Origin of the sequence: Streptomyces sp. NPDC058257 (genome assembly GCF_042881845.1) — a bacterium.
Taxonomy (GTDB): domain Bacteria; phylum Actinomycetota; class Actinomycetes; order Streptomycetales; family Streptomycetaceae; genus Streptomyces.
The window spans coordinates 724842-744275 of the sequence record NZ_JBHVXJ010000002.1; the positions used below are offsets into that span (position 1 = coordinate 724842).

At 69.1% G+C, this 19434-nt stretch carries 19 protein-coding genes and 2 tRNA genes; 15 read left to right on the top strand and 6 right to left on the bottom strand.

Translation table 11 applies throughout. The features are described from left to right. Window positions 1-56 precede the first annotated feature (56 nt). On the bottom strand, window positions 57-869 hold the full coding sequence (locus ACFVXC_RS08715) for a glycerophosphodiester phosphodiesterase (RefSeq protein ID WP_389902891.1): 813 nt from the start codon (window positions 867-869) through the stop codon (window positions 57-59). 184 nt (window positions 870-1053) lie between these two features. Here ACFVXC_RS08715 and ACFVXC_RS08720 point away from each other — a divergent pair, with 184 nt between their 5' ends. Then, the gene (locus ACFVXC_RS08720; RefSeq protein WP_389902893.1) at window positions 1054-2547 is read left to right on the top strand and encodes a S1C family serine protease; all 1494 of its coding nucleotides are present in this window, start codon (window positions 1054-1056) and stop codon (window positions 2545-2547) included. Window positions 2548-2701: 154 nt separating this feature from the next. On the opposite strand, the gene ACFVXC_RS08725 is transcribed toward ACFVXC_RS08720, so the two are convergent. Continuing rightward, complete coding sequence (locus ACFVXC_RS08725) at window positions 2702-3280, bottom strand: DUF6221 family protein (RefSeq protein ID WP_389902896.1); 579 nt, start codon at window positions 3278-3280, stop codon at window positions 2702-2704. Window positions 3281-3335: 55 nt separating this feature from the next. After that, window positions 3336-4091 (bottom strand): ANTAR domain-containing protein, encoded by a 756-nt coding sequence (locus tag ACFVXC_RS08730; protein ID WP_389902897.1) that lies wholly within the window; start codon window positions 4089-4091, stop codon window positions 3336-3338. Between the two features lie 245 nt (window positions 4092-4336). Here ACFVXC_RS08730 and ACFVXC_RS08735 point away from each other — a divergent pair. Together ACFVXC_RS08735 and ACFVXC_RS08740 are read left to right on the top strand one after the other, a co-directional pair. Then, a tRNA-Ser gene (locus ACFVXC_RS08735) sits at window positions 4337-4421 on the top strand. 240 nt (window positions 4422-4661) lie between these two features. Then, complete coding sequence (locus ACFVXC_RS08740; RefSeq protein ID WP_389902900.1) at window positions 4662-4940, top strand: hypothetical protein; 279 nt, start codon at window positions 4662-4664, stop codon at window positions 4938-4940. Window positions 4941-6400: 1460 nt separating this feature from the next. Here the strand turns inward: ACFVXC_RS08740 and ACFVXC_RS08745 are convergent. Together ACFVXC_RS08745 and ACFVXC_RS08750 are read right to left on the bottom strand one after the other, a co-directional pair. Then, complete coding sequence (locus tag ACFVXC_RS08745; RefSeq protein WP_389902901.1) at window positions 6401-7615, bottom strand: rRNA adenine N-6-methyltransferase family protein; 1215 nt, start codon at window positions 7613-7615, stop codon at window positions 6401-6403. Next, a complete protein-coding gene (locus tag ACFVXC_RS08750) occupies window positions 7612-7740 on the bottom strand; it encodes a hypothetical protein (RefSeq protein ID WP_389902903.1) in 129 nt (42 codons plus the stop codon). The genes ACFVXC_RS08745 and ACFVXC_RS08750 overlap by 4 nt, the downstream gene beginning before the upstream one ends. A 148-nt stretch (window positions 7741-7888) precedes the next feature. Between ACFVXC_RS08750 and ACFVXC_RS08755 the strand changes: the two genes are divergently transcribed. The 4 genes from ACFVXC_RS08755 to ACFVXC_RS08770 all read left to right on the top strand — a co-directional run bounded on the left by ACFVXC_RS08755 (window position 7889) and on the right by ACFVXC_RS08770 (window position 10711). Beyond that, the gene (locus ACFVXC_RS08755) at window positions 7889-9067 is read left to right on the top strand and encodes a helix-turn-helix domain-containing protein (RefSeq protein WP_389902904.1); all 1179 of its coding nucleotides are present in this window, start codon (window positions 7889-7891) and stop codon (window positions 9065-9067) included. 87 nt (window positions 9068-9154) lie between these two features. Further along, window positions 9155-9228, top strand: a tRNA-Ser gene (locus tag ACFVXC_RS08760). A gap of 236 nt (window positions 9229-9464) precedes the next feature. Continuing rightward, window positions 9465-9707: a hypothetical protein gene (locus ACFVXC_RS08765; RefSeq protein WP_389902905.1), complete on the top strand. Its 243-nt coding sequence runs from the start codon at window positions 9465-9467 to the stop codon at window positions 9705-9707. A 305-nt stretch (window positions 9708-10012) separates the two neighbouring features. After that, window positions 10013-10711 (top strand): sensor domain-containing protein, encoded by a 699-nt coding sequence (locus ACFVXC_RS08770; protein ID WP_389902907.1) that lies wholly within the window; start codon window positions 10013-10015, stop codon window positions 10709-10711. Between the two features lie 82 nt (window positions 10712-10793). Here the strand turns inward: ACFVXC_RS08770 and ACFVXC_RS08775 are convergent, their stop codons facing one another. Further along, on the bottom strand, window positions 10794-11666 hold the full coding sequence (locus tag ACFVXC_RS08775) for a bifunctional DNA primase/polymerase (RefSeq protein WP_389902910.1): 873 nt from the start codon (window positions 11664-11666) through the stop codon (window positions 10794-10796). A gap of 373 nt (window positions 11667-12039) precedes the next feature. Between ACFVXC_RS08775 and ACFVXC_RS08780 the strand changes: the two genes are divergently transcribed. The 8 genes from ACFVXC_RS08780 (at window position 12040) to ACFVXC_RS08815 (ending at window position 19326) form a co-directional block, all read left to right on the top strand. Then, the gene (locus ACFVXC_RS08780; protein ID WP_389902912.1) at window positions 12040-12351 is read left to right on the top strand and encodes a hypothetical protein; all 312 of its coding nucleotides are present in this window, start codon (window positions 12040-12042) and stop codon (window positions 12349-12351) included. Window positions 12352-12580: 229 nt separating this feature from the next. Next, window positions 12581-13771 carry an acyl-CoA dehydrogenase family protein gene (locus tag ACFVXC_RS08785; protein WP_389902915.1) on the top strand — a complete coding sequence of 397 codons (1191 nt, stop codon included), beginning with the start codon at window positions 12581-12583 and terminating at the stop codon, window positions 13769-13771. After that, window positions 13768-14697, top strand: coding sequence for a bifunctional MaoC family dehydratase N-terminal/OB-fold nucleic acid binding domain-containing protein (locus ACFVXC_RS08790; RefSeq protein ID WP_389902917.1), 930 nt, complete (start codon window positions 13768-13770; stop codon window positions 14695-14697). Before ACFVXC_RS08785 ends, ACFVXC_RS08790 begins: the two co-directional genes overlap by 4 nt. Before the next feature lies 1 nt (window position 14698). Continuing rightward, window positions 14699-15946: an acyl-CoA dehydrogenase family protein gene (locus ACFVXC_RS08795; RefSeq protein ID WP_389902920.1), complete on the top strand. Its 1248-nt coding sequence runs from the start codon at window positions 14699-14701 to the stop codon at window positions 15944-15946. Then, window positions 15943-16389, top strand: a complete 447-nt coding sequence (locus tag ACFVXC_RS08800) for a MaoC family dehydratase (RefSeq protein ID WP_389902922.1) — start codon at window positions 15943-15945, stop codon at window positions 16387-16389. The genes ACFVXC_RS08795 and ACFVXC_RS08800 overlap by 4 nt, the downstream gene beginning before the upstream one ends. Further along, on the top strand, window positions 16386-17552 hold the full coding sequence (locus ACFVXC_RS08805; RefSeq protein WP_389902925.1) for a lipid-transfer protein: 1167 nt from the start codon (window positions 16386-16388) through the stop codon (window positions 17550-17552). Before ACFVXC_RS08800 ends, ACFVXC_RS08805 begins: the two co-directional genes overlap by 4 nt. A gap of 51 nt (window positions 17553-17603) precedes the next feature. Continuing rightward, window positions 17604-18536 carry a DUF1906 domain-containing protein gene (locus tag ACFVXC_RS08810; RefSeq protein WP_389902926.1) on the top strand — a complete coding sequence of 311 codons (933 nt, stop codon included), beginning with the start codon at window positions 17604-17606 and terminating at the stop codon, window positions 18534-18536. Between the two features lie 226 nt (window positions 18537-18762). Next, window positions 18763-19326 (top strand): SigE family RNA polymerase sigma factor, encoded by a 564-nt coding sequence (locus ACFVXC_RS08815; RefSeq protein ID WP_389902929.1) that lies wholly within the window; start codon window positions 18763-18765, stop codon window positions 19324-19326. Window positions 19327-19434: the final 108 nt, after the last annotated feature.

Genomic DNA, 19434 nt, shown 5'->3' on the forward strand with positions numbered 1-19434 from the left:
CGATCGAATACGGAACGAACGCGCCGGTGTACACCCCGTAATCGACGAGGTTGCGGTTAGCGGCGGCCCAGCTGGGACAGCACTTGCTTGGGGCGATTGGTGATGATGGCGTCGACGCCGAGTTCGGCGCAGAGCTCGACGTCCTCGGGCTCGTTCACGGTCCACACGTGCACCTGGTGCCCCGCGCGTTTGAGTTTGGCCACGTAGGCGGGGTGATTGCGGACAATCCGCATGCCAGGACCGGCGATCCGAACGCCCTGGGGGAGGCGGCCGTCGCGGTGGCGCGGCGAGACGAACTGCATCAGATAGACGGTCGGCAGGGTGGGCGAAGCGGCCCGCACCCGGTGCAGGGAGCGCGCGGAGAAGCTCATGACGCGTACGGGAGAGGGGCCGTCGGCGGGCGGGGAATCCAGACCGAAGCGCTTCAGTAGAAGAAGCAGCCTTTCCTCGACCTGGCCCGCCCAGCGAGTGGGGTGCTTGGTCTCGATGGCCAGCTGGACGTTGCGCCCCGATGCGTTGCTTTCGGCCACAAGATCGAGCAGCCGCTCCAGGGTGAGGACGGAGGTGTCCTCCCAGTCGGGGCCTTCGTCGGCCTCACCGTGGTCGTTCTTCCAGGAGCCGAAGTCGAGGCCGGCGAGGTCGGCGAGCTCCAGGGCCGACACGGCTCCCCGGCCGTTCGACGTACGGTTCACGCGACGGTCGTGGACGCAGACGAGGTGCCCGTCGGCGGTGAGGCGTACATCGCATTCGAGAGCGTCGGCACCGTCCTCGACCGCCCTCTTGTACGCGGCAAGCGTGTGCTCGGGCGCGTCTTCGGAGGCTCCGCGGTGGGCGACGACCTGGATCTGGTGCTGTCGTGCGAGGGTCACCGCGTCATGGTGCCATCACGGGGTACCCGCAGCGTGCCCAAGGGGTGGCGCACACAGAGCCGGATCCACAGGATCGGCTTATGGTGCCCTGACAGCCCATGGGAAAAGCTGACTGCAGACACATGCACAGTTGGCACAGCCAGGCCGTGACCGAGAACGACAGCGTGGACCGAGGAGAAGAGCTGTGAGCACCGAGAACGAGGGCAACGAGGTACCCCCGGCCCCGTCAGCGCCTCCTGTGCCGGTGGAAACCCCCGCAGCTTCCGCCGAGCCCGCACCGCCCGCTTCCGCACCGCCCGCTTCCGCACCGCCCGCTTCCCCCGTGCCCGATCCCGCGGCGCCGTCTTCCGCGGGGTACGCCCAGGACCCGGCGGCGCACCAGGCTCCCGCGCACGCCGGTGCCTCCGTCGGCGCGCCCCCGCACGCCGCCGGGGCCGGAGCCTGGCCGCCTCCGCCGCCGCCCGCCGTTCCTTCGTACGCCCAGGACGGCGGCTCGGGATCCGGCTGGGGCGCGTCGTACGCGGCGCAGCACCCGGAGGAGCCCAAGCCCGCGGGCCGCCGCGGCGGCCTGATCGCCGCGGTGCTCGTGGCCGCGCTGGTCGCCGGCGGTGTCGGCGGTGGCATCGGCTTCTGGGCCGCCGAGCGCAACGACAACAGCACGGGCTCGACGACGGTCTCCGCGTCGAACACCCCGGCCGACCTCAAGCGCGACCCCGGCACGGTCGCCGACATCGCGGGCAAGGCACTGCCCAGCGTCGTCACCATCGAGGCCCAGGGCGGCAACGGCGAAGGCGGCACGGGCACCGGCTTCGTCTACGACAAGCAGGGCCACATCCTCACGAACAACCACGTCGTGGCCTCCGCGGCCGAAGGCGGCAAGCTGGCGGCGACGTTCTCGGACGGCAAGAAGTACGACGCCGAGGTGGTCGGCCGCGCCGAGGGCTATGACGTGGCGGTCATCAAGCTCAAGAACCCGCCGTCGAATCTGAAGCCGCTCCCCCTCGGCAACTCCGACAAGGTGGCCGTCGGGGACTCGACGATCGCCATCGGCGCCCCCTTCGGCCTCTCGAACACGGTCACCACCGGCATCGTCAGCGCCAAGGACCGCCCGGTGACCTCCAGCGACGGCGCGAGCAACAAGAGCTCGTACATGAGCGCCCTGCAGACCGACGCCTCCATCAACCCCGGCAACTCCGGCGGCCCGCTGCTCGACGCGGGCGGCGCGGTCATCGGCATCAACTCCGCGATCAAGCCAGCGGAGAGCGGCGGCGGCCTCGGCGGCGGAGGCGGCCAGTCCGGCTCCATCGGCCTTGGCTTCGCGATCCCGGTCAACCAGACCAAGTACGTCGCCGAGCAGCTCATCAAGAACGGCCAGGCCGTCTACCCCGTGATCGGCGCGTCGGTCTCCCTCGAAGAGGGCTCGGGCGGCGCCACGATCTCCCAGAAGGGCGCGAGCGACTCACAGGCGGTCACTCCGAACGGCCCCGCGGCCAAGGCGGGACTCAAGCCCGGCGACGTCATCACGAAGCTGGACGACACGGTGATCGACAGCGGCCCGACCCTGATCGGTCAGATCTGGACCCACAAGCCGGGCGACACCGTCGAGATCACATACAAGCGCGACGGCAAGGAGCACAAGGTCGACGTGGTCCTGGGCCAGCGCAAGGGCGAGAGCTGACCTGTCACTCCTGTCCCCTCCCCACACCACCGCTCTGAGCGGTGGTGTGGGGAGAACGGCCCCTGAGGCCGACGCGTCGACTCACCGCGAAGTGGCCTGCCGGGCAGCTGCCAGGGCTTGCGGCTTGCGGCTTGCGGCTTGCGGCCTGTGAACGTCATGGCCGCCATTCCTCCTGCCACAGCGAGTGCAGCTCGTAGTCCACGGCGAGTATCCGCAGATCCAGCAGTGCGTCCATCTCGTTGCGGGGCCAGCCCGGGGTGGCGTGGTCGGCTTCGCGGACGGCGGTCTCACTGATGTGGGCGATGCTCCGGCGGGCAGCGACCTTCCGGTGCATGCGATGCGGGGTGCGGCAGCCGCATGCGGGCGGTCCGTGGCCGCCGGGCACGGCGGCCGTCGAGCAGCCGGTTTCGTGGAACAGGTCCGCGGAAGCCGCCTCCTCGTCCAAGCGGGCGTGCACGAAGGCGGCCAGGGCGGTGAGCTGTACGGCAGGCGGCGTGCTGTCGGGCAGGGGTGCGCCGGGCGGAGCGGACTCAGCCGCGCGGTCCTCGCGCAGGGGCGAAGCGAACCGCCGCTGTCGGTCCGCGCGGGTTTGCGCGGCCTGCAGCCGCATCTCCACCGCGTCGGACTGCATTTGGCGGGCCCTGCCGAACGCCTCCTGGGCCAGGCGGCACAGTCGCTCGCAACGCTCGAAGGAGTTGGCGATCTCCAAGCGGTCGACCGAGTTGGGCATCATGCCTCCTCAGCAGTTGCCGAGCCTCGGACCGTGCGACAGGTCCCTGAGCGCATCCTTACTCACGTGCCCGACGCGTCCGGCTTGGATCGCCGACGGCAGACGGTGCGTGGGGGAGATCCCGTACGGCGATGACCTCTTGGGCGACGGTGGCCAGCCGTACGCGGTGATGGCGAGCGTGGCGGCGCAAGGTCTCGAAGGCCTCGGCGGGGGAGATGCCGCGGCGGGCGGCGAGGAAGCCTTTGGCCTGTTCGATGAGGATGCGGCTGTGCAGGGCGGTACGGAGCTGTTCGTTGAGGGTGTCGGCCTGCCGCAGGACGCGGGCGTGGAGCAGGCCGATGGCGGCCGCGTCGGCGAACGCCTGTGCCAGAGAGGGGTCGGCGACCGGCAAAGGAGCATGGCCGGTGCGCAGAAGCAGCAGGCTGCCGAGGGTCTCCTGGCGTAACCGCAGGGGCACGGCACCGGCGTAGGTGTAGCCGGCGGCACGGGCCTGGAAGGTGAAGTCGCGCCAGGCGGCGGGAGCACCGCCGAGGTACCTGGGGGTGACGGCGGTGGCAGTGCGGTGGGCGTCGACGGCGGGGCCTTCGCGTATGGCCATATCGAGCACCGCGGCCCGTGCGGGATCGGTGCCGCGGGCTGCCGGGTTGTACAGATGCGATTCCGGGGAGGCCAGCAGGACAGCGGCGTCCGCGATGTCAAGGATGTCGCAGCAGCGGAAGGCCAGCTGCTCCACGAAGCGGATGACATCGAAGTCGTCCGCCATGGTGTCGGCGAGCTCGACGAAAGTGTGGGTGATCTTCGCTTCCCTGCTCATCCTCGTCCCCCGGTACGCCGAAGCAGGCCACGTGCCGCACGGACGGACCGGCCCATAAAGAAGATCACCCTCCGTGTCCGGGACACTACTCTTCATCGGTTCGCCGGACACCGCTTTTGCCCTTCTCTTTGCGGATGACGAGAACCCCGGTACAGCTGTCCCGTGGCCGCCCTGTGGGCCAGGGTCTTTGCCAATAGCCCCATGCGGGTACGCTGTAGCCGCTTCGCCCCTGGTGGGCGATGCGGGGTGGGTTGCCCGAGCGGCCTAAGGGAACGGTCTTGAAAACCGTCGTGGCGAGAGTCACCGTGGGTTCAAATCCCACACCCACCGCAGCAGGTCAGCGTGTGTGCTGGTCAGAAGGGTGTCTCTCACTGAGAGGCGCCCTTCTTTCGTGGGGCGTGTCTCACCTTGATCCGCGACTGTCACGCCTTTGACCAGTGTGTATGGACCAGGCGTGGACCAAGATGGAGCCCGAACGGCGCCTTTCACCTGGGGCTTTGGGTCATGTGTGGGCCAGCGGTTGGTACGTTCCTGTAGCCGCTTGCCGTGCACGAGGAGCACTCTGGGGGCATGACCTACCACGGCACAGCCACGCTCATAGTGGGTGAGCAGCAGATCGAGGTAACGGCCGATCTAAGGGCTTTCGGCCCCCGCGACAACCGTCAGTGGGACGGCACTCTCCACGACGTACCGACTCAGCTGATGCACGCCATAGAGAAGAGCGACGATCTTCGGCTTCGACTGCCGGACGACCAAACGCGTCCCATCTGGCCTCGTGACGCTACGCACGCCTTCGAAGAGGAGTTCGCCTCTTTGCCCATTTCCGGTGACGGACTCCCGCCGTTCTAGAGCCTCACCACGCCTAGATGCCGGTGCGCGTCCAAGATTTGCTGGCGCGGCTCAAACGGCCCACCAACGCAAGAGGCGCCGCCCTGCCCGATGTGGGCGTAGGACGGCGCCTGGGGAGCGCGTGGGGCCGGGCGTCAGTCTTCTTCCTCTGCTGCCTCTAGAGCCCGCTCGATCTGGCGATTCGACCGATCCTGGCTTCGGTGGATGGCCTTCGCGTAGAAGCGAAAGAGGACCGCGATGCTGTGGCCAGCGCGGCGGGCGACCTCTGCCGGGGAGACGCCGGATTCAAGGCGGTCCGCTATCGCGGGCCGCGCGGCGCGGCGGCCGTGCCGCCGCTTCACTCCTGTCTGCCGCCCCGCTACGCGACGCCCCCGCCACTCGCGCCGCAAGCCAGAAGAAGCGGGCAGCAGAACCCAGGCAGAACCCCGATCAGTCGCAGCCGAACAGGACGGCCAGACGCAGTGGGAGCACCACCGAGGCAGACACGGCCAAGCCCAGCGCGCCCAACTCGCCAGGGTCAGCAGGAATCCGCGGTGACCACTCGCCGTGCTCGCCGAGGTCCCGTGGCTGGGGCGGACGGCCTCCACGGCTTTAGCCACCTCTTCGGGCCGGGGCCCGCGTCGGGCAAGGCCAGGGGGCCACTCGTTCAAATTCCGGGCAGGCGCAAAGCCTGCCCGAGTTGCCGGGAAGCGTACGGCCCCCTGACCATGCCCGACCCCAACCCGAACAGGACACCGGCCAAAGCCGCTACGGCCGGCCGCGTGGGTCAGCGCGCTGCTCCCCGGGCCAGCAAACGGCGAAGCCCCGGCGGTCCTACCTGCTAGAGGTCGGACCGCCGGGGGCAGATGTCGTTTCTGAGTTACGAGGGGGAGGGCCCATCCCGCACCGGGTTACGAGGAAAGCCACCGATACGGGACGGGAGCTAGTTGGTTCCCTCTCACAGGGCCGTAGTGGAACGAAATCCCGTGGGAGGGTACGGACTTATGGGCGCGCGCCACAGGCCAGAGACAGCGGGATCGCCATGACAGATGCCCAGATCACGAAGCCGAGCACGAGGCCCATACCCCAGCCATCGGAAGTGACCTTCCAGCCTCGCAAGGCTCGTCGCTGTGGCCTCTCTGGATGACTCATCGCCCTACTGACGCGATCAGTGCGCCGTGAGACGTCTCGCTTGAAAGCCGCAGTGGGCCGCCTGGTGGGACCGGGTCCGGGTTCGGCGGGCAAGGCGGCGTGGTGGCGAGCGGCTGTACTCTCAACATGCCTACTCCCTTTGTTGAGGGTGGGTGGACTCGCCCCGATCGATCGACCTTCCAGGGTTCCCGTCGGTCGGGGTGAGCTCTTTCTTGTTGATCGGCTTCTTGCACCAGATGCAGTCACTTCCCTCTTGCGCGTCCCACAGGATGAGCGCTGTGCAGTTCACGCACTTCGGATGACTGGTTGGCTCGTTCCGGCTTGAACCTCTAGCGGCGAGCATCCTGTTCTGCCCCAACCTGTGTCGGTACTGGGTTGTCGGGTGAGTCGAGCCAGATCGTGTAGTTCTCGGCCCCGGTGGTCGTCATTCCGAACCGGTTGAAGCCCGGTCGACCCTGGTTGTCCCACCATCTCCAAGCAGCCTCCAACTCGTCCCAGAGGCGACGATGTCCATCCTGAGCAACCGCGTATTCGATCAGGCCGCTGGCGTAGTCAGCCGAGGCCCAGCTACCCGTTGACGTGTCTGCCAGCCAGAGCCGGTAGGAGTCCTTCGCGGTGAACTCGACCTTGCAATACAGGTCGGGTACCTGGATGCCGATGGCGAACATGTGGATCCAGTCCCCCACGTCATCCGGTGAGAGGGACGAGGACGTGAGGCGGGCGCCGCCCGGCCACTCCGCACGGTTCAGGCGCTTGTGCGGTGCCGTGAGCGACTTCCGGTGCCCGGACATCCGCATGAATGCCGAGGAGCCCACGAAGTTCCCAGACGCCGTTCCCCGCTCGTCGATCTCCAGACGTACGAGGGCTTCGCCTCCGTACTGGGGGCCCCAGGGAGCGACGATGACTGCCCCGGGTTGGGCCTGGCCAATCCACTGCGAAGGGATCGCCCCGACCGAACAGGTTGCGATGATCCGGTCATAAGGGCTGTTCGTGCCGTGGCCGCGCTCACCGTCCCCAACGACAAGGTCCGGGCTGAACCCTGAGCAGTTGAGGCGCACTCGCGCATCCTCGGCAAGGACGTCGTCCTTCTCGATACTGGTCACGTTCTTGTCCCCAACTCGGTAGCTGAGCAGCGCGGTGTTCCATCCCCGTCCGGTGCCGATTTCGAGCACCTTGTGGCCGTGCTGAAGGTCGAGCGCATCGAGCATGGTGAACACCATCGTCGGCATAGAGATTGACGAGGTCGGAGCACGCCCCTTATCGGGCCCGGCATACCTGCCGTCGTCCCACTGCGTAGTGATCGGTACATCGCTGTAGACGACGCGGTACCAGGTCATCGGGTCGTTGGAACGTCGGACCCGCGCCCCTTGACGGTTCCCCCCGGCGTTGCCAGGCCAGATGTCGTCAGGGACAAACCCCTCTCGGGGGTTGGCCTTGTATGCGGGAAGCCAGTCCGACGACAGCGCACCGCTTTCGAGCAGCTTGACGGCGAGTGTGTCCGGGGAGGCTTCGAGCGCGGCTTCCTCTTGGCTCGCCACGGTCACTTACCGTCCGCCGGGCCCTGACCGTCGCTGGAGTTGCCTCCCTCGTCCGAGCCGCCGCCGCCATGCTTGTTGCCGCTGTCGCTGTCGTCCTGGGGGTTGCCTGCGAGAATCCACCAAGCCTTCATGGAAGTTGCTCCTCTGTCGCCGTGGTCTAGCTGTCAGTAATGATGAAACTGCGCAGGATCAAGATCAGTTCACACACGGCTTGCACAACTACATTGCGCCAAGGTCGAGTTGGTGCCGTCGTCAACCTTGACGTGGAAGAGTGACTACATGGAGAGCACACCCTCAGCAGGCGAAAACATTTCGGTCTTGCGCAAGGTGCGGGGCATCGGACAGACCAAGATGGCCAGAGAGATGAACATCTCGCTGTCGTACTTGTCCAAGATCGAGACGTGCCAGCGTCCGGTCACTCCACCCGTCGCTGCTGCTGCTGCAAAGGCTCTCCATGTCACGACGGCGCGCATCTACGGCCAGCCGTTCAGTGACCCCTCGGAGCAGTCCGATCGGCTCAATGACCTTCGAACGGCGGTGCGTCGTCACACCCTCCCGCGCGAGGACGTACCCGAGCCGATCACCTTGCAGGAGCAGCTAGCGAAGGCGTCACGCCTGCGCGAGGAAGCCCGGTACCTCGAACTTCTGAGGATTCTCCCCAAGCTGCTAGGAGAGGTGACGGCTACCGCTTTCACCGCAGGCGGTGACGCAACCGCCTGGGGGTACGTGTCCGACGTGTACGGATGCGCCTATGCGGTTGCTCATCGGCTCGGACAACCTGACCTTGCGGACATGATCGTCTCTCGCCAGTCGTGGGCTGCTCAGCAGACCTGGAATCCTGACGCGGAGGCAGCCGCAGCCTGGAACGAAGCGGGCACCTACCAATCCGCAGGCCAGTACGACGACGGACTAGCCATCATCGAGCGAGCAATCTCCCGGTACGAGCAGGCGCCCGGAGAGGGCCGCGAGGCGGCCATAATGCTGGGCTCACTCCACTTGCGTGGGATCGTGCTGGCATCTCGCCACAGGGACAAGAACGCCACCGCTGACCATCTTCGCGGGGCGAAACGTCACACCGAAACGGTCTCGAACGATGTGATCCTCCACAATCTGACCTTCGGAGAGGGGAACACAGCGCTCTACGAATTGGCCGCACACATCGAGCTTGAGAAGCTCGACGACGCCGTGACAATGTCCAATCCGCTCATGGTCGAGCCCCCATCTGCACTAACGCCGAACAGGCTCGGCCGCCTCTTCATCGACGTCGCGCGCGCCCGCCTGGGGAAGAACGACATTCAAGGCGCCGAGGAGGCCCTGAAGAAGGCGTTCGAGGTTGCCCCCCAGATGGCGGAGATCCACCCCATGAGCCGAGAAGTCCTACGAGTCCTCTTCGTGCTTCATCAGCGAGCGCGGCCCGATCTGCTCGCCATGGCCAAGCGGTCGGGGCTGGCCGAGTAGCGCCTGGGCTGGAGCCAGTGGACCAGGCGTGGACCACAGGGGCGCACGTCACTGGTGATAGTTCGGATATTCGCGGGTCAGAGTGCCTGCGAGGCTGGAAGCGCGCACGGTCTTGAAAACCGTCGTGGCGAGAGTCACCGTGGGTTCAAATCCCACACCCACCGCAGCAGTGAAGAGCCTCTGACCAGCTGAATCGGTCGGAGGCTCTCGCTTTTCAGGTGGCTCGCCGCCGCTGTCCGTTGGTGCGCGGCTCGTGAGCTGCCCAAGTCGCGTTGGATGAAAGGATGAACGTAGTACTCCACGTGGCCGTTGCCCGGCGTGCCTAGGAGGAGGTGCGGGCCGAGTACGGTCTCGTTCTCTGCGGGGGATCACTGGATTCGTCTCAGAGGAGAAACTCGTGTTGAAGCGCATCGCATCTGCCCTCGCCGTCGCCACCGTCGCCGGATTCCTGGCCGCGGGCCCGGCCGTCGCCGATGACGACCACAGCACCACCTTCAGCGAGGGCCGCCACGCCGGCCAGAGCTTCACCAACATGGGTGGCCCCTACGGGATCACCACCGCCGGTCAGGCGGACGGCGGGTACCGCAACGGCACCGCCCTCGACGGCGCCTTCGACGGCTTCGACGGCTACGACGGCTGACGGTTCCTCGTCTCCGCCCGGCCTTTCTGTGGGCCGAGCGCTCACCGAGGGAAGCCGGCGTGCTGTCGGCCAAAAGGGTGCCTCTCACTGAGAGGCACCCTTTGCCTTGCTCCGGGGCGGGTGGCACAGGGGGTGGCGGCGATGGGGGCGGCGGCGACGGGGGCGGCGGCGGCGGGGGTGGTGCCAGCAACACCCCGGAGAGACCGGGGCACCGGATGTCGCGGGCCGCTCGGATTCGCGAACCTGGAGGACATCAGCAGGGCACGTCCCCGGTACGTCCCCACCGCGAAGATTCGAGGCCCGTCATGAGCACCAGTGCACTGCGGTACGCAGCCGCTCCCTCCCCCGTGCGCCCCACGAGTTCCCCGGGCTTCTGGCGGGCGCCGTTCGCCGCCGCCACATACCGGGAGATCGGTTACACCGTCGCTTCGCTGCCCATCGCCATCGTGGGCTTCGCCTTCGCCGTGACGATGTTCGCGCTCGGCACGGGCCTGTTCGTCACCGTGCTCGGACTGCCGGTCCTTGCTGCCGCGCTTGCCGGGGCGCGGGGGCTCGGGGCCGCCGAGCGGGGGCGGGCGCGGACGCAGTTGGGGATCGAGGTCGCCGGTCCCGGTGCCGTGAAGAAGCCGCAGGACGCGGGTGCGTGGGCCGGGATACGGGCACGGCTCGCGGACGGGGCGGGCTGGCGGGCGCTGCTCTTCCAGGTCGTGACGTTCCCGACGCGGATCGTGTCCTTCGTCCTCAGCGTGACCTTCCTGGTCACCGGCTGGGTGGTCGCGCTCCTCCCGGCGTACACCTGGGTCTTCCCGCGGTACGTCGACTGGCCCGGCTACCGGGTGTTCGACTACACCTCCGGCGGCGAGCGCCACGAGTTCTACCTGGAGTCGCCGGCGCAGATCGCCGGTGCCTCGCTGGTCGGCCTCGTCATCGTCTTCCTGACCCCGAAGCTGGTCCGCGCTCTGACGAACATCGACCGTGCGGCTGTGCGTTCGATGCTCGGCTAGGGCAGCGCGCGGCTGGGGATGTGTGCGGTAAGGGGCGTCCGCTATTGCGGGCGTCCCTTACCGCGTCCGCGCCGGGTCTGTGTCACCCGTGCCCCGTGAGCCGCTCCGCCGACGCGAGCGTCGAGCGGGCCTCGCGTTCCGTGAGGCCGACCTGGAGCGCGGCGTCGACGAGTTCCCCGGCCAGGGACTCACCGATGCCGTTCTCGTAGGCGCGGCAAGCGGCCCAGAAGAGGCGGGTGTTGCGCTGGCCCTCGTGCGCCGCGAGCACGAACTGGACCAGACCGTGGCCCCGCGGGACCGATGCCTGTGGAGGGGAGAGCCGCCGGGTACGGAGCGGGAGCGGGGGCGTGAGCAGGCGCAGCAGTGCGGGCGGGCAGCTCGCGGGTGGCAGATGGGCGGTGCCGGCCACGGTGCTGTAGACGCCGTGCTCGGTGCGCGACCCGGGGCCGACGAGGTAGCCGCCCGCGCCCCGGATGTCGATTCCGGGGGCGAGACGGCCGGCGGAGTTGGGGACGACGGCGTCCGGCGGGCCCGTGAGCCAGATGTGACGGCCGCCGCTCGGGGTGGCCACGACGACCGTGGCCGGGATCGTGAACAGGTGGCGCAGCGCGAGCTCCCGCAGGGATGCCGGAGCGTCCGTACCGGACTTGGTGTCCAGGTCGATGCCGATCAGATGGTGCGGGGGCAGTCCGCACGCGATGCCGTAGCCGGTGGCCCAGGGGGCGGTGGCGAAGAGTTCGCGGATGCGGCGCGGATCGGTCGACGCGTCGTACACGCCATGTCCCGGGCGGCCGCATTCGCCGTGGCAGGGGGCGGGTTCCGGCTGGTCGTGGTGGGGGGAGCGGAGCGCCGGCAGCTTGGTGCGGGAGAGCGGGATGACGGCGAGGCCGCGCTCGGCGGCGGACAGGGCGTGGGCGAGAGCGAGCGCCGTGGCATGGCGGTCGATGGTGGCCATGACTTCATTTTCGTACGAGTGTTCGAAGAAAGGAAGAGGGGCGTGCGCCGCGCACGGGCGACACGCGGGTGCGACCACAGATCTTCAAGGAGCGGCGGAACGCTTCAACCCGTGCGGCGCTTGGGTTTGGGCGGGGTTTTAGGGGTTGAGCTGGGACTTTGGGGGCGCGGGGCGTGTTTATCGCCTTGTACTCACGCTTGCGGGGGAATTGGGGCTTCCGGGGTGGTTCGCCGGGGATTCGGTGGGCAACTCTGGAGTCGCGACGTCGTGCAGAACCCCCTCGGGGCGGTTGGCCAACTGCCCTGGAAAACAACGCACTTGAGGTGCGCCCGGCAACATCGCCGGTGCGTGTCCCCGTTCTGGAGGAATTGACATGGCAAGCATCCGTACCGCCCGCGTCATCGCTGCCGCCGCGGCCCTGCCCCTGGCCGCCGCACTGTTCACGGGTATCGCGACAGCCGACAACGGCTCCTTCGCGAACGACGGATCGAATGCGGGCGTGGCGTCGGTCAACGGCAGTGGTGTCGGGGGCAACAACAGCGGCAACTCGTCGACGACGCAGCAGCAGGCGGTGGGCTCTGGCGCCTCGAACCAGAACAACACCGCGCAGGTGAACGGCTCGGCCTTCACAGCGATCGACCAGTCGAACGAGAACCTCGCCGTCAACTTCACCAACCTCTGGTGAAGTGAGGGCGCTCCGGGACGGGGATGAGCTCCTGGAGTCCGCTCGATGGGGTGGGTGGCGATCTGCGCGGCGGTGCATCTGCACCGCCGCGCAGGCGCGTTCGGGGCTCTCGCACGTGAGGCGATCCGACCTTGTGTACGCATGATCTCTTGACACCGGAACAGTTTCTGACGGACAGTCAGAAACCATTGTCGGTGCGACGCCCGTACGCGAAGGAGAGGCCGCCGCCGTGCACCTCGCCCCCACCGAACGCCAGCAGCAGCTGCGCGCCGAACTGCGCGCCTACTTCCGCGACCTGATGCCGGGAGGGCCGCCCGAAGGGGGCGACCTGGAGGGGCAGCGCCGACTGCTGCGGCGCATCGGGGCCGACGGCATGCTCGGCCTCGGCTGGCCGGTCGAGTACGGCGGGCAGGGGCGCGGCCCCGACGAGCAGTTCGTCTTCTTCGACGAGGCCTACCGTGCGGGCGCGCCCGTATCGATGGTCACCCTGAACACCGTCGGGCCGACCCTCATGAAGTACGGCACCCAGGAGCAGAAGGCCGCTTTCCTGCCGCGCATCCTCAGCGGCGATCTCGTCTTCGCGATCGGGTACAGCGAGCCTTCGGCGGGTACGGATCTGGCCTCGCTGCGGACGCGGGCGGTGCGCGACACCGGGACACCCGGCGGCGCGTGGGTCGTCGACGGGCAGAAGATCTTCACGTCGAACGCCCACAACGCCGACTGGATCTGGCTGGCCTGCCGTACCGACCCCGAAGCTCCCAAGCACCAAGGCATCTCGATCATCCTCGTGCCGACCGACGCGCCCGGGTTCTCCTGGACTCCGATCGAGACCGTGGGCGGCCTGACGACGACAGCGACGTACTACGACGGTATCCGCGTGCCCGCCACGAACCTCGTCGGCGAGGAGAACGGCGGCTGGGGGCTCATCACCAACCAGCTCAACCACGAGCGGGTGGCGCTCGCCGCGATCGGCATGCAGGCCGAGGACTTCTACGATGCGGCCCTCGCCTTCGCCCGTACGCCCGACCCGGTGACCGGCGAACGCCGGATCGACGCCCCGTGGGTCCGGTCGAGACTGGCCGAAGCGCAGGCACGCCTCGCGGCGACGCGCCTGCTCAACTGGCGTCTGGTGGGGGATGTCGGGGCGGGCGTCCTGGCGCCGGGAGACGCGAGCGGCGTGAAGTTCGCGGGGACCGAATCGGCCGTGGAGGTGTACCGGATATGCCAGGAAGTGACGGGCGAGGCGGGACTGGTGCGGGCCGGTTCGCCCGGCTCCCTGGCGCTCGGCACCGGCGGTGAGGGGGAGTTGGAGCGGATGAACAGGGCGGCCCAGATCAATACGTTCGGGGGCGGGGTGAGCGAGGTGCAGCGGGAGATCGTGGCGACGATGCGCCTCGGGATGCGGAGGGGACGGCGGTGACTGATCTTTCGTATCTTTCGAATCTCTCGTACGAGACGCTGAAGGCGTTCGAGGGGCGGGCGGCCGCCACGTCGGGCGCGGGCAAGGATCCGGTCAACGAACCGATGATCCGGCACTGGTGCGAGGCCATGGGGGACACCAATCCGCTCTACGCGGGGGCGGATCCGATCGCGCCGCCGACCATGCTCCAGGCCTGGACGATGGGCGGTCTCTCGGGGCATCAGGGGCGCTCGGCCGCGTACGACGAGCTGTTCGCGCTCCTGGACGGCGCGGGATACACCTCGGTCGTCGCCACGGACTGCGAGCAGGAGTATCAGCGGGCGCTTCGGCCGGGGGACGAGATCACCTTCGACGCGGTCATCGAGTCGGTGTCGGAGCGCAAGACGACGAAGCTGGGGACGGGCCACTTCGTCACGACCCGGATGGATGTCAGAGCGGGCGGCGAACCGGCGGGGACACACCGCTTCCGGATCCTCAAGTACGCGCCCGCGCAGCGGCGGAGGACCAAGGGCGAGCGGCCCCGCCCCGTGATCAATCGCGACAACGCCGGGTTCTGGGAGGGCGTGGCCCGCCACCAGCTCCTGATCCAGCGCTGCGGCGGCTGCCGGGCACTGCGCTTCCCCTGGCTGCCGGGTTGCAACGCTTGTGGGTCGCTCGTCTGGGACACGGTCGAAGCGAGCGGCGAGGGCACGGTCTACTCGTACGTCGTCATGCACCATCCGCCGTTCCCCGCCTTCGACCCGCCGTACGCCGTCGGGCTCATCGACCTGGCGGAGGGCGTGCGCATGGTCAGCAACGTGGTCGGCGTGCCGAGCGACAAGGTGCGGATCGGGCAGCCGGTGCGGCTCGCATTCCAGCGGGTGGACGCGGAGCTGGAACTTCCGGTGTTCAGGGCCGTCGAAGGCATGCCAGGGGGTGGGGTCTGACATGGACTTCACGCCTACGGAGGAGCAGGCCGCCGCCCGGGACCTCGCCGGAGAGATCTTCGGGGACCTGTCCACGCCCGAGCGGCTCGCGGCGGCGGGGACGGGGTCGGACGCCGAGCTGTGGAAGGCGCTGTGCGCGGCGGGCCTGCCGGGCGCGGTGGAGGATGTCGGGTTGCTCGGACTCGTGCTGCTGCTAGAGGAACAGGGGCGGGTGACCGCGCAGGTGCCGTTCGCGGCGAGCTGCGTCTATGGGCTGCTCGCGGTGGCGGCGCATGGCACCCGGGAGCAGCGGGGGCGGCTGCTCCCGGGGCTGCGGGACGGTACGGCGGTCGCGACGGGGGCGTTCCCGGCGCGGGGTGGCGTGGTGGCCTCCGTGGTGGCCTCCGTGGAGGTGGAGGGGACGGCGTCGGCGTCGGCCGGCGGATCAGCCGGAGTGTTGACCGGGGTGGTGCCCTGGGTGCCGTGGCTGCGGGATGCCACGGAGGTCCTGGTGGCGGTGCGCGACCCGGCGCCGCGGGGCGGCCACGGCCTGTGGAGGGTGCGGGTGGCCGACGCGGGCACCGGACCCGTGGAGCTGACCGCGCCCTGGGCGGCGGGGCGGCTGGTGCTCGACGGCACCCCTGGGGAGCGGATCGGAGGGCGGGGAGCGTACGAGGACGTCCTCGCGACCGCGCGCACGGCCTTCGCCGCGCTGCAGGCCGGGGTGTGCGCGGGGTCATTGGCCCGCGCGGTCGCCCACACGAACGAGCGGGAACAGTTCGGGCGCCCGCTCGCCGCCAAGCAGGGGGTCCAGCTCCGGGCGGCGGACGCGCATATGGACACCGAGGCGATACGGGTCACGGCGTACGAGGCGGCCTGGCGGCGTGACGCCGGGCTGCCGTACGGCACGCATGCGCTGACCGCCGCGTGGTGGGCGTCGGAGGCGGGCAAGCGCGTCGTGCACGCGGGCCAGCATCTGCACGGCGGCATGGGGGCCGACCTCGACCATCCCGTACACCGGCATTTTCTGTGGGGGCGGCAGTTGGACGCGTACCTGGGCAGCGGGAGTGAAGTCCTGCAAGAGATGGGCGATCTGATAGAGCGGGCCAGCCGGAGCGGCCCGAGCGGCCCGAGCAGCGCGAGTAACCCGAGTAGTCCGGGCACGCAGTTCGCGCAGGGCCCGAGTGCTCAGTTCGCGCAGGGCGACCCGAGCCCGCAGTTCGTGCAGGGCGACCCCGGCACGCAGTTCGTGCAGGAGGAGACAGCATGAGGGTCGGTGACGAGCTGCCGGAGCTCACCATTCCGGTCACCCGGACGCTGATCGTCTCCGGTGCGATCGCGTCGCGGGACTACCAGGACGTGCACCACGACGCGGTGGCGGCCAAGGAGAAGGGCTCCCCCGACATCTTCATGAACATCCTGACCACGAACGGCCTGGTCGGCCGGTACATCACCGACCACTTCGGTTCCGGGGCGACCCTCCGCAAGGTGGCGATCCGCCTCGGGGCGCCCAACTATCCGGGCGACACGATGGTGCTCACCGGTTCCGTGGAGCAGGTCGACGGCGACACGGCCACGGTCAAGGTGACCGGGGCCAACAGCATCGGCAAGCACGTCACCGGAACCGTCACGGTGACGGTGCCGGTTCCGGCGCCGGTGCAGGTGACGGGCGGGGCCTCGGGCGACGAAGCCTCGGCAGGGAGCGCGGCATGAGCGTACGCAGGGGCGACCACCTCGGCGGGAAGGCCGCCGTCGTCGGGATCGGGGCCACCGAGTTCTCCAAGGACTCGGGGCGCAGTGAGCTCAGACTCGCCGTGGAGGCGGTGGGCCTGGCGCTCGACGACGCCGGTCTCGGGCCCGCCGACGTCGACGGCATGGTCACGTTCACGATGGACACGAACCCGGAGATCACCGTCGCGCAGGCGGCCGGGATCGGGGAGCTCTCGTTCTTCTCACGCGTCCACTACGGCGGCGGCGCGGCCTGCGCGACCGTCCAGCAGGCGGCGCTCGCGGTGGCGACCGGGGTGGCCGAAGTCGTCGTCTGCTACCGCGCGTTCAACGAGCGGTCGGGACGGCGTTTCGGTTCGGGCGTGCAGCACCGGGAGCCGTCGGCGGAGGGCGCGGCGCTCGGCTGGTCCCTGCCGTTCGGGTTGCTGACCCCGGCCTCCTGGGTGGCGATGGCGGCCCAGCGCTATCTCCACACCTATGGCCTCACGCCCGATGCCTTCGGCCATGTGGCGGTCACCGACCGGAAGTACGCGGCGACCAATCCCGCTGCCTACTTCCACGGGAAGCCGATCACGCTCGCCGATCACGCCGCGTCGCGCTGGATCGTCGAGCCGCTGCGGCTCCTCGACTGCTGCCAGGAGACCGACGGCGGGCAGGCGATCGTCGTGACGAGCGTGGAGCGGGCCCGGGATCTGCCGAACCCGCCCGCCGTCATCACGGCAGCGGCCCAGGGCGCGGGCCGGGCGCAGGAGCAGATGACCAGCTTCTACCGCGACGACCTGAGCGGGCTTCCGGAAATGAGCGTGGTGGCCCGGCAGTTGTGGCGGAGCTCCGGTCTCGCGCCCACCGATATCGACGTGGGCATTCTCTACGACCACTTCACTCCGTTCGTGCTGATGCAGCTGGAGGAGTTCGGCTTCTGCGGGCCGGGTGAGGCGGCGGACTTCGTGGCCGAGGAGACGCTGCCGCTGAACACGCACGGGGGACAGCTCGGGGAGGCGTATCTGCACGGGATGAACGGCATAGCGGAAGCGGTCCGACAGGTGCGCGGTACGTCCGTGAACCAGATACCGGGAGCGGCGCGGACGCTCGTCACCGCGGGCACCGGTGTGCCCACGTCGGGGTTGATTCTGGCGGCGGACGGCTGAACGCGAGCGTGTCCTGGCCGGGACACGGGCTCAGGGCCCTTCACTCGGCTTATGCGCTGCAAAAAGCTGATGATGGGCCTTGTCCTAGCCGTCGCCCTGACCGCTCCGGCGGTGGGCGCGCCACCGGTCGGTGCCGTGAGCAGACCCGGGTCCGAGGGGCGCGCGAACGTCTCAGAGGGGCGTGCCGCCGTCTCCCAGGGGCGTGCGGTCGTCTCCGAGGGGCGTGCCGCCGTGTCCGAGGGGCGTGCGGCCGGGCGGGCGGCGGGGGTGACGACCTTCCATGGCTGGGCCTTCGACACCTGCCTCGCCCCGTCCGTCGACACGATGCGCCGCTGGAAGGCCTCCGACTACCAGGCGGTGGGCGTCTATTACGCGGGCCGGGGCCGGGCGTGCCAGCGCCAGCCGCAGCTTTCCCACAGCTGGATGCGCTCGGTGCGGGGGCTGGGGTGGAAGGTCCTTCCGGTGTACGTCGGTTCGCAGTCGCCCTGTGTCACCGCGAAGCACAAGAAGGACGTACGCATCGGGCGGCATCCCTGGCGACAGGGGACGCGGGAGGGGCGTGACGCGGTACAGAAGGCGAAGGCGTTCGGGATGCAGCGGCAGAGCGCGCTCTATCTGGACATGGAGGCCTACACCTACTGGAAGGCCAAGTGCGGCAACACCACCCTGGCGTTCGTGCGAGCCTGGGACCGTGAGGTGCGCAGGCTCGGGTACGTACCGGGGTTCTACAGCAGTGCGGACTCGGGCGTACGGCACATGGAGAAGGCGCGGCGGGCAGGGGTGCGGGATCTGCCGGCGGCGATGTGGTTCGCGCGCTGGCACACGCGTCCGCACCTGTACCGCGAGCCCATGCTCGCGAAGAACGCGTGGCGCCCTGCGCGGCGCATTCACCAGTACGCGGGGAACGTGAAGGAGAAGCACGGCGGGCGCAAACTGATGATTGACCGGAACCTCGTGCACGCCCCGGTGGCCCGGATCGGCTAGGGCGAAAGCGCGGCGGAAGCGGGGCAGGAGCAGGGCAGGAGCAGGGCGGAAGCGGGGCGGAGGCGCGGCGGGAGCGCGGATTCTCAGGGGCGAACCCTCAGAGGCGTGCTCCGCCTCCTCCACCTTCAGGAGGTGGGGCTACCACCCCGCGTACAACCTGAGGCGGACACCGCTTCGGGACCTGCGGCCGATCCGCTGAAGTAGGGGTCGCTTCTAGCGTGGAGCCATGACCGTATCCATGGTGTCCATGTGCACCAGCGCATCGAAGGCCGCGACGCGGACAGCGAGTCATTCGGCGTATCCGTCGTTCGCGTCGTACGTACGGGCACGGCAGCCCGTACTGCTGCGCACCGCGCGCTCACTGACAGCGAATCCGAGCGATGCCGAGGATCTGCTGCAGACCGCCCTCACCAAAACCTACGTCGCGTGGGACCGGATCGAGGACCACCGGGCGCTCGACGGCTATGTGCGCCGGGCCCTCCTGAACACCCGGACCTCGCAGTGGCGCAAGCGCAAGGTCGACGAGTTCGCGTGCGACGAGCTGCCCGAGCCCGAGGCGACGCCGGTCGCGGATCCGGCCGATCAGCAGGTGCTCAGGGACGCGATGTGGCGCGCGATCATGAAGCTGCCCGCGCGGCAGCGGGCGATGGTCGTCCTGCGGTACTACGAGGACCTCAGCGAGGTGCAGACGGCCGAGGTGCTCGGGGTGTCCGTCGGCACCGTCAAGAGCGCGGTGTCGCGCGCTCTCGGCAAGCTGCGCGAGGACCCGGAGCTCACGCCGGTCCGGTGATGGCCGCGGTCTCGGGCGGGTGATTGCCCCGATTCCGGGCGGGGTGATCGCCGCGCTTCTTGCCGGTGATCGCGGCGCTTCGTGTCCCGTGAGCGTCGGGGCTCCGCG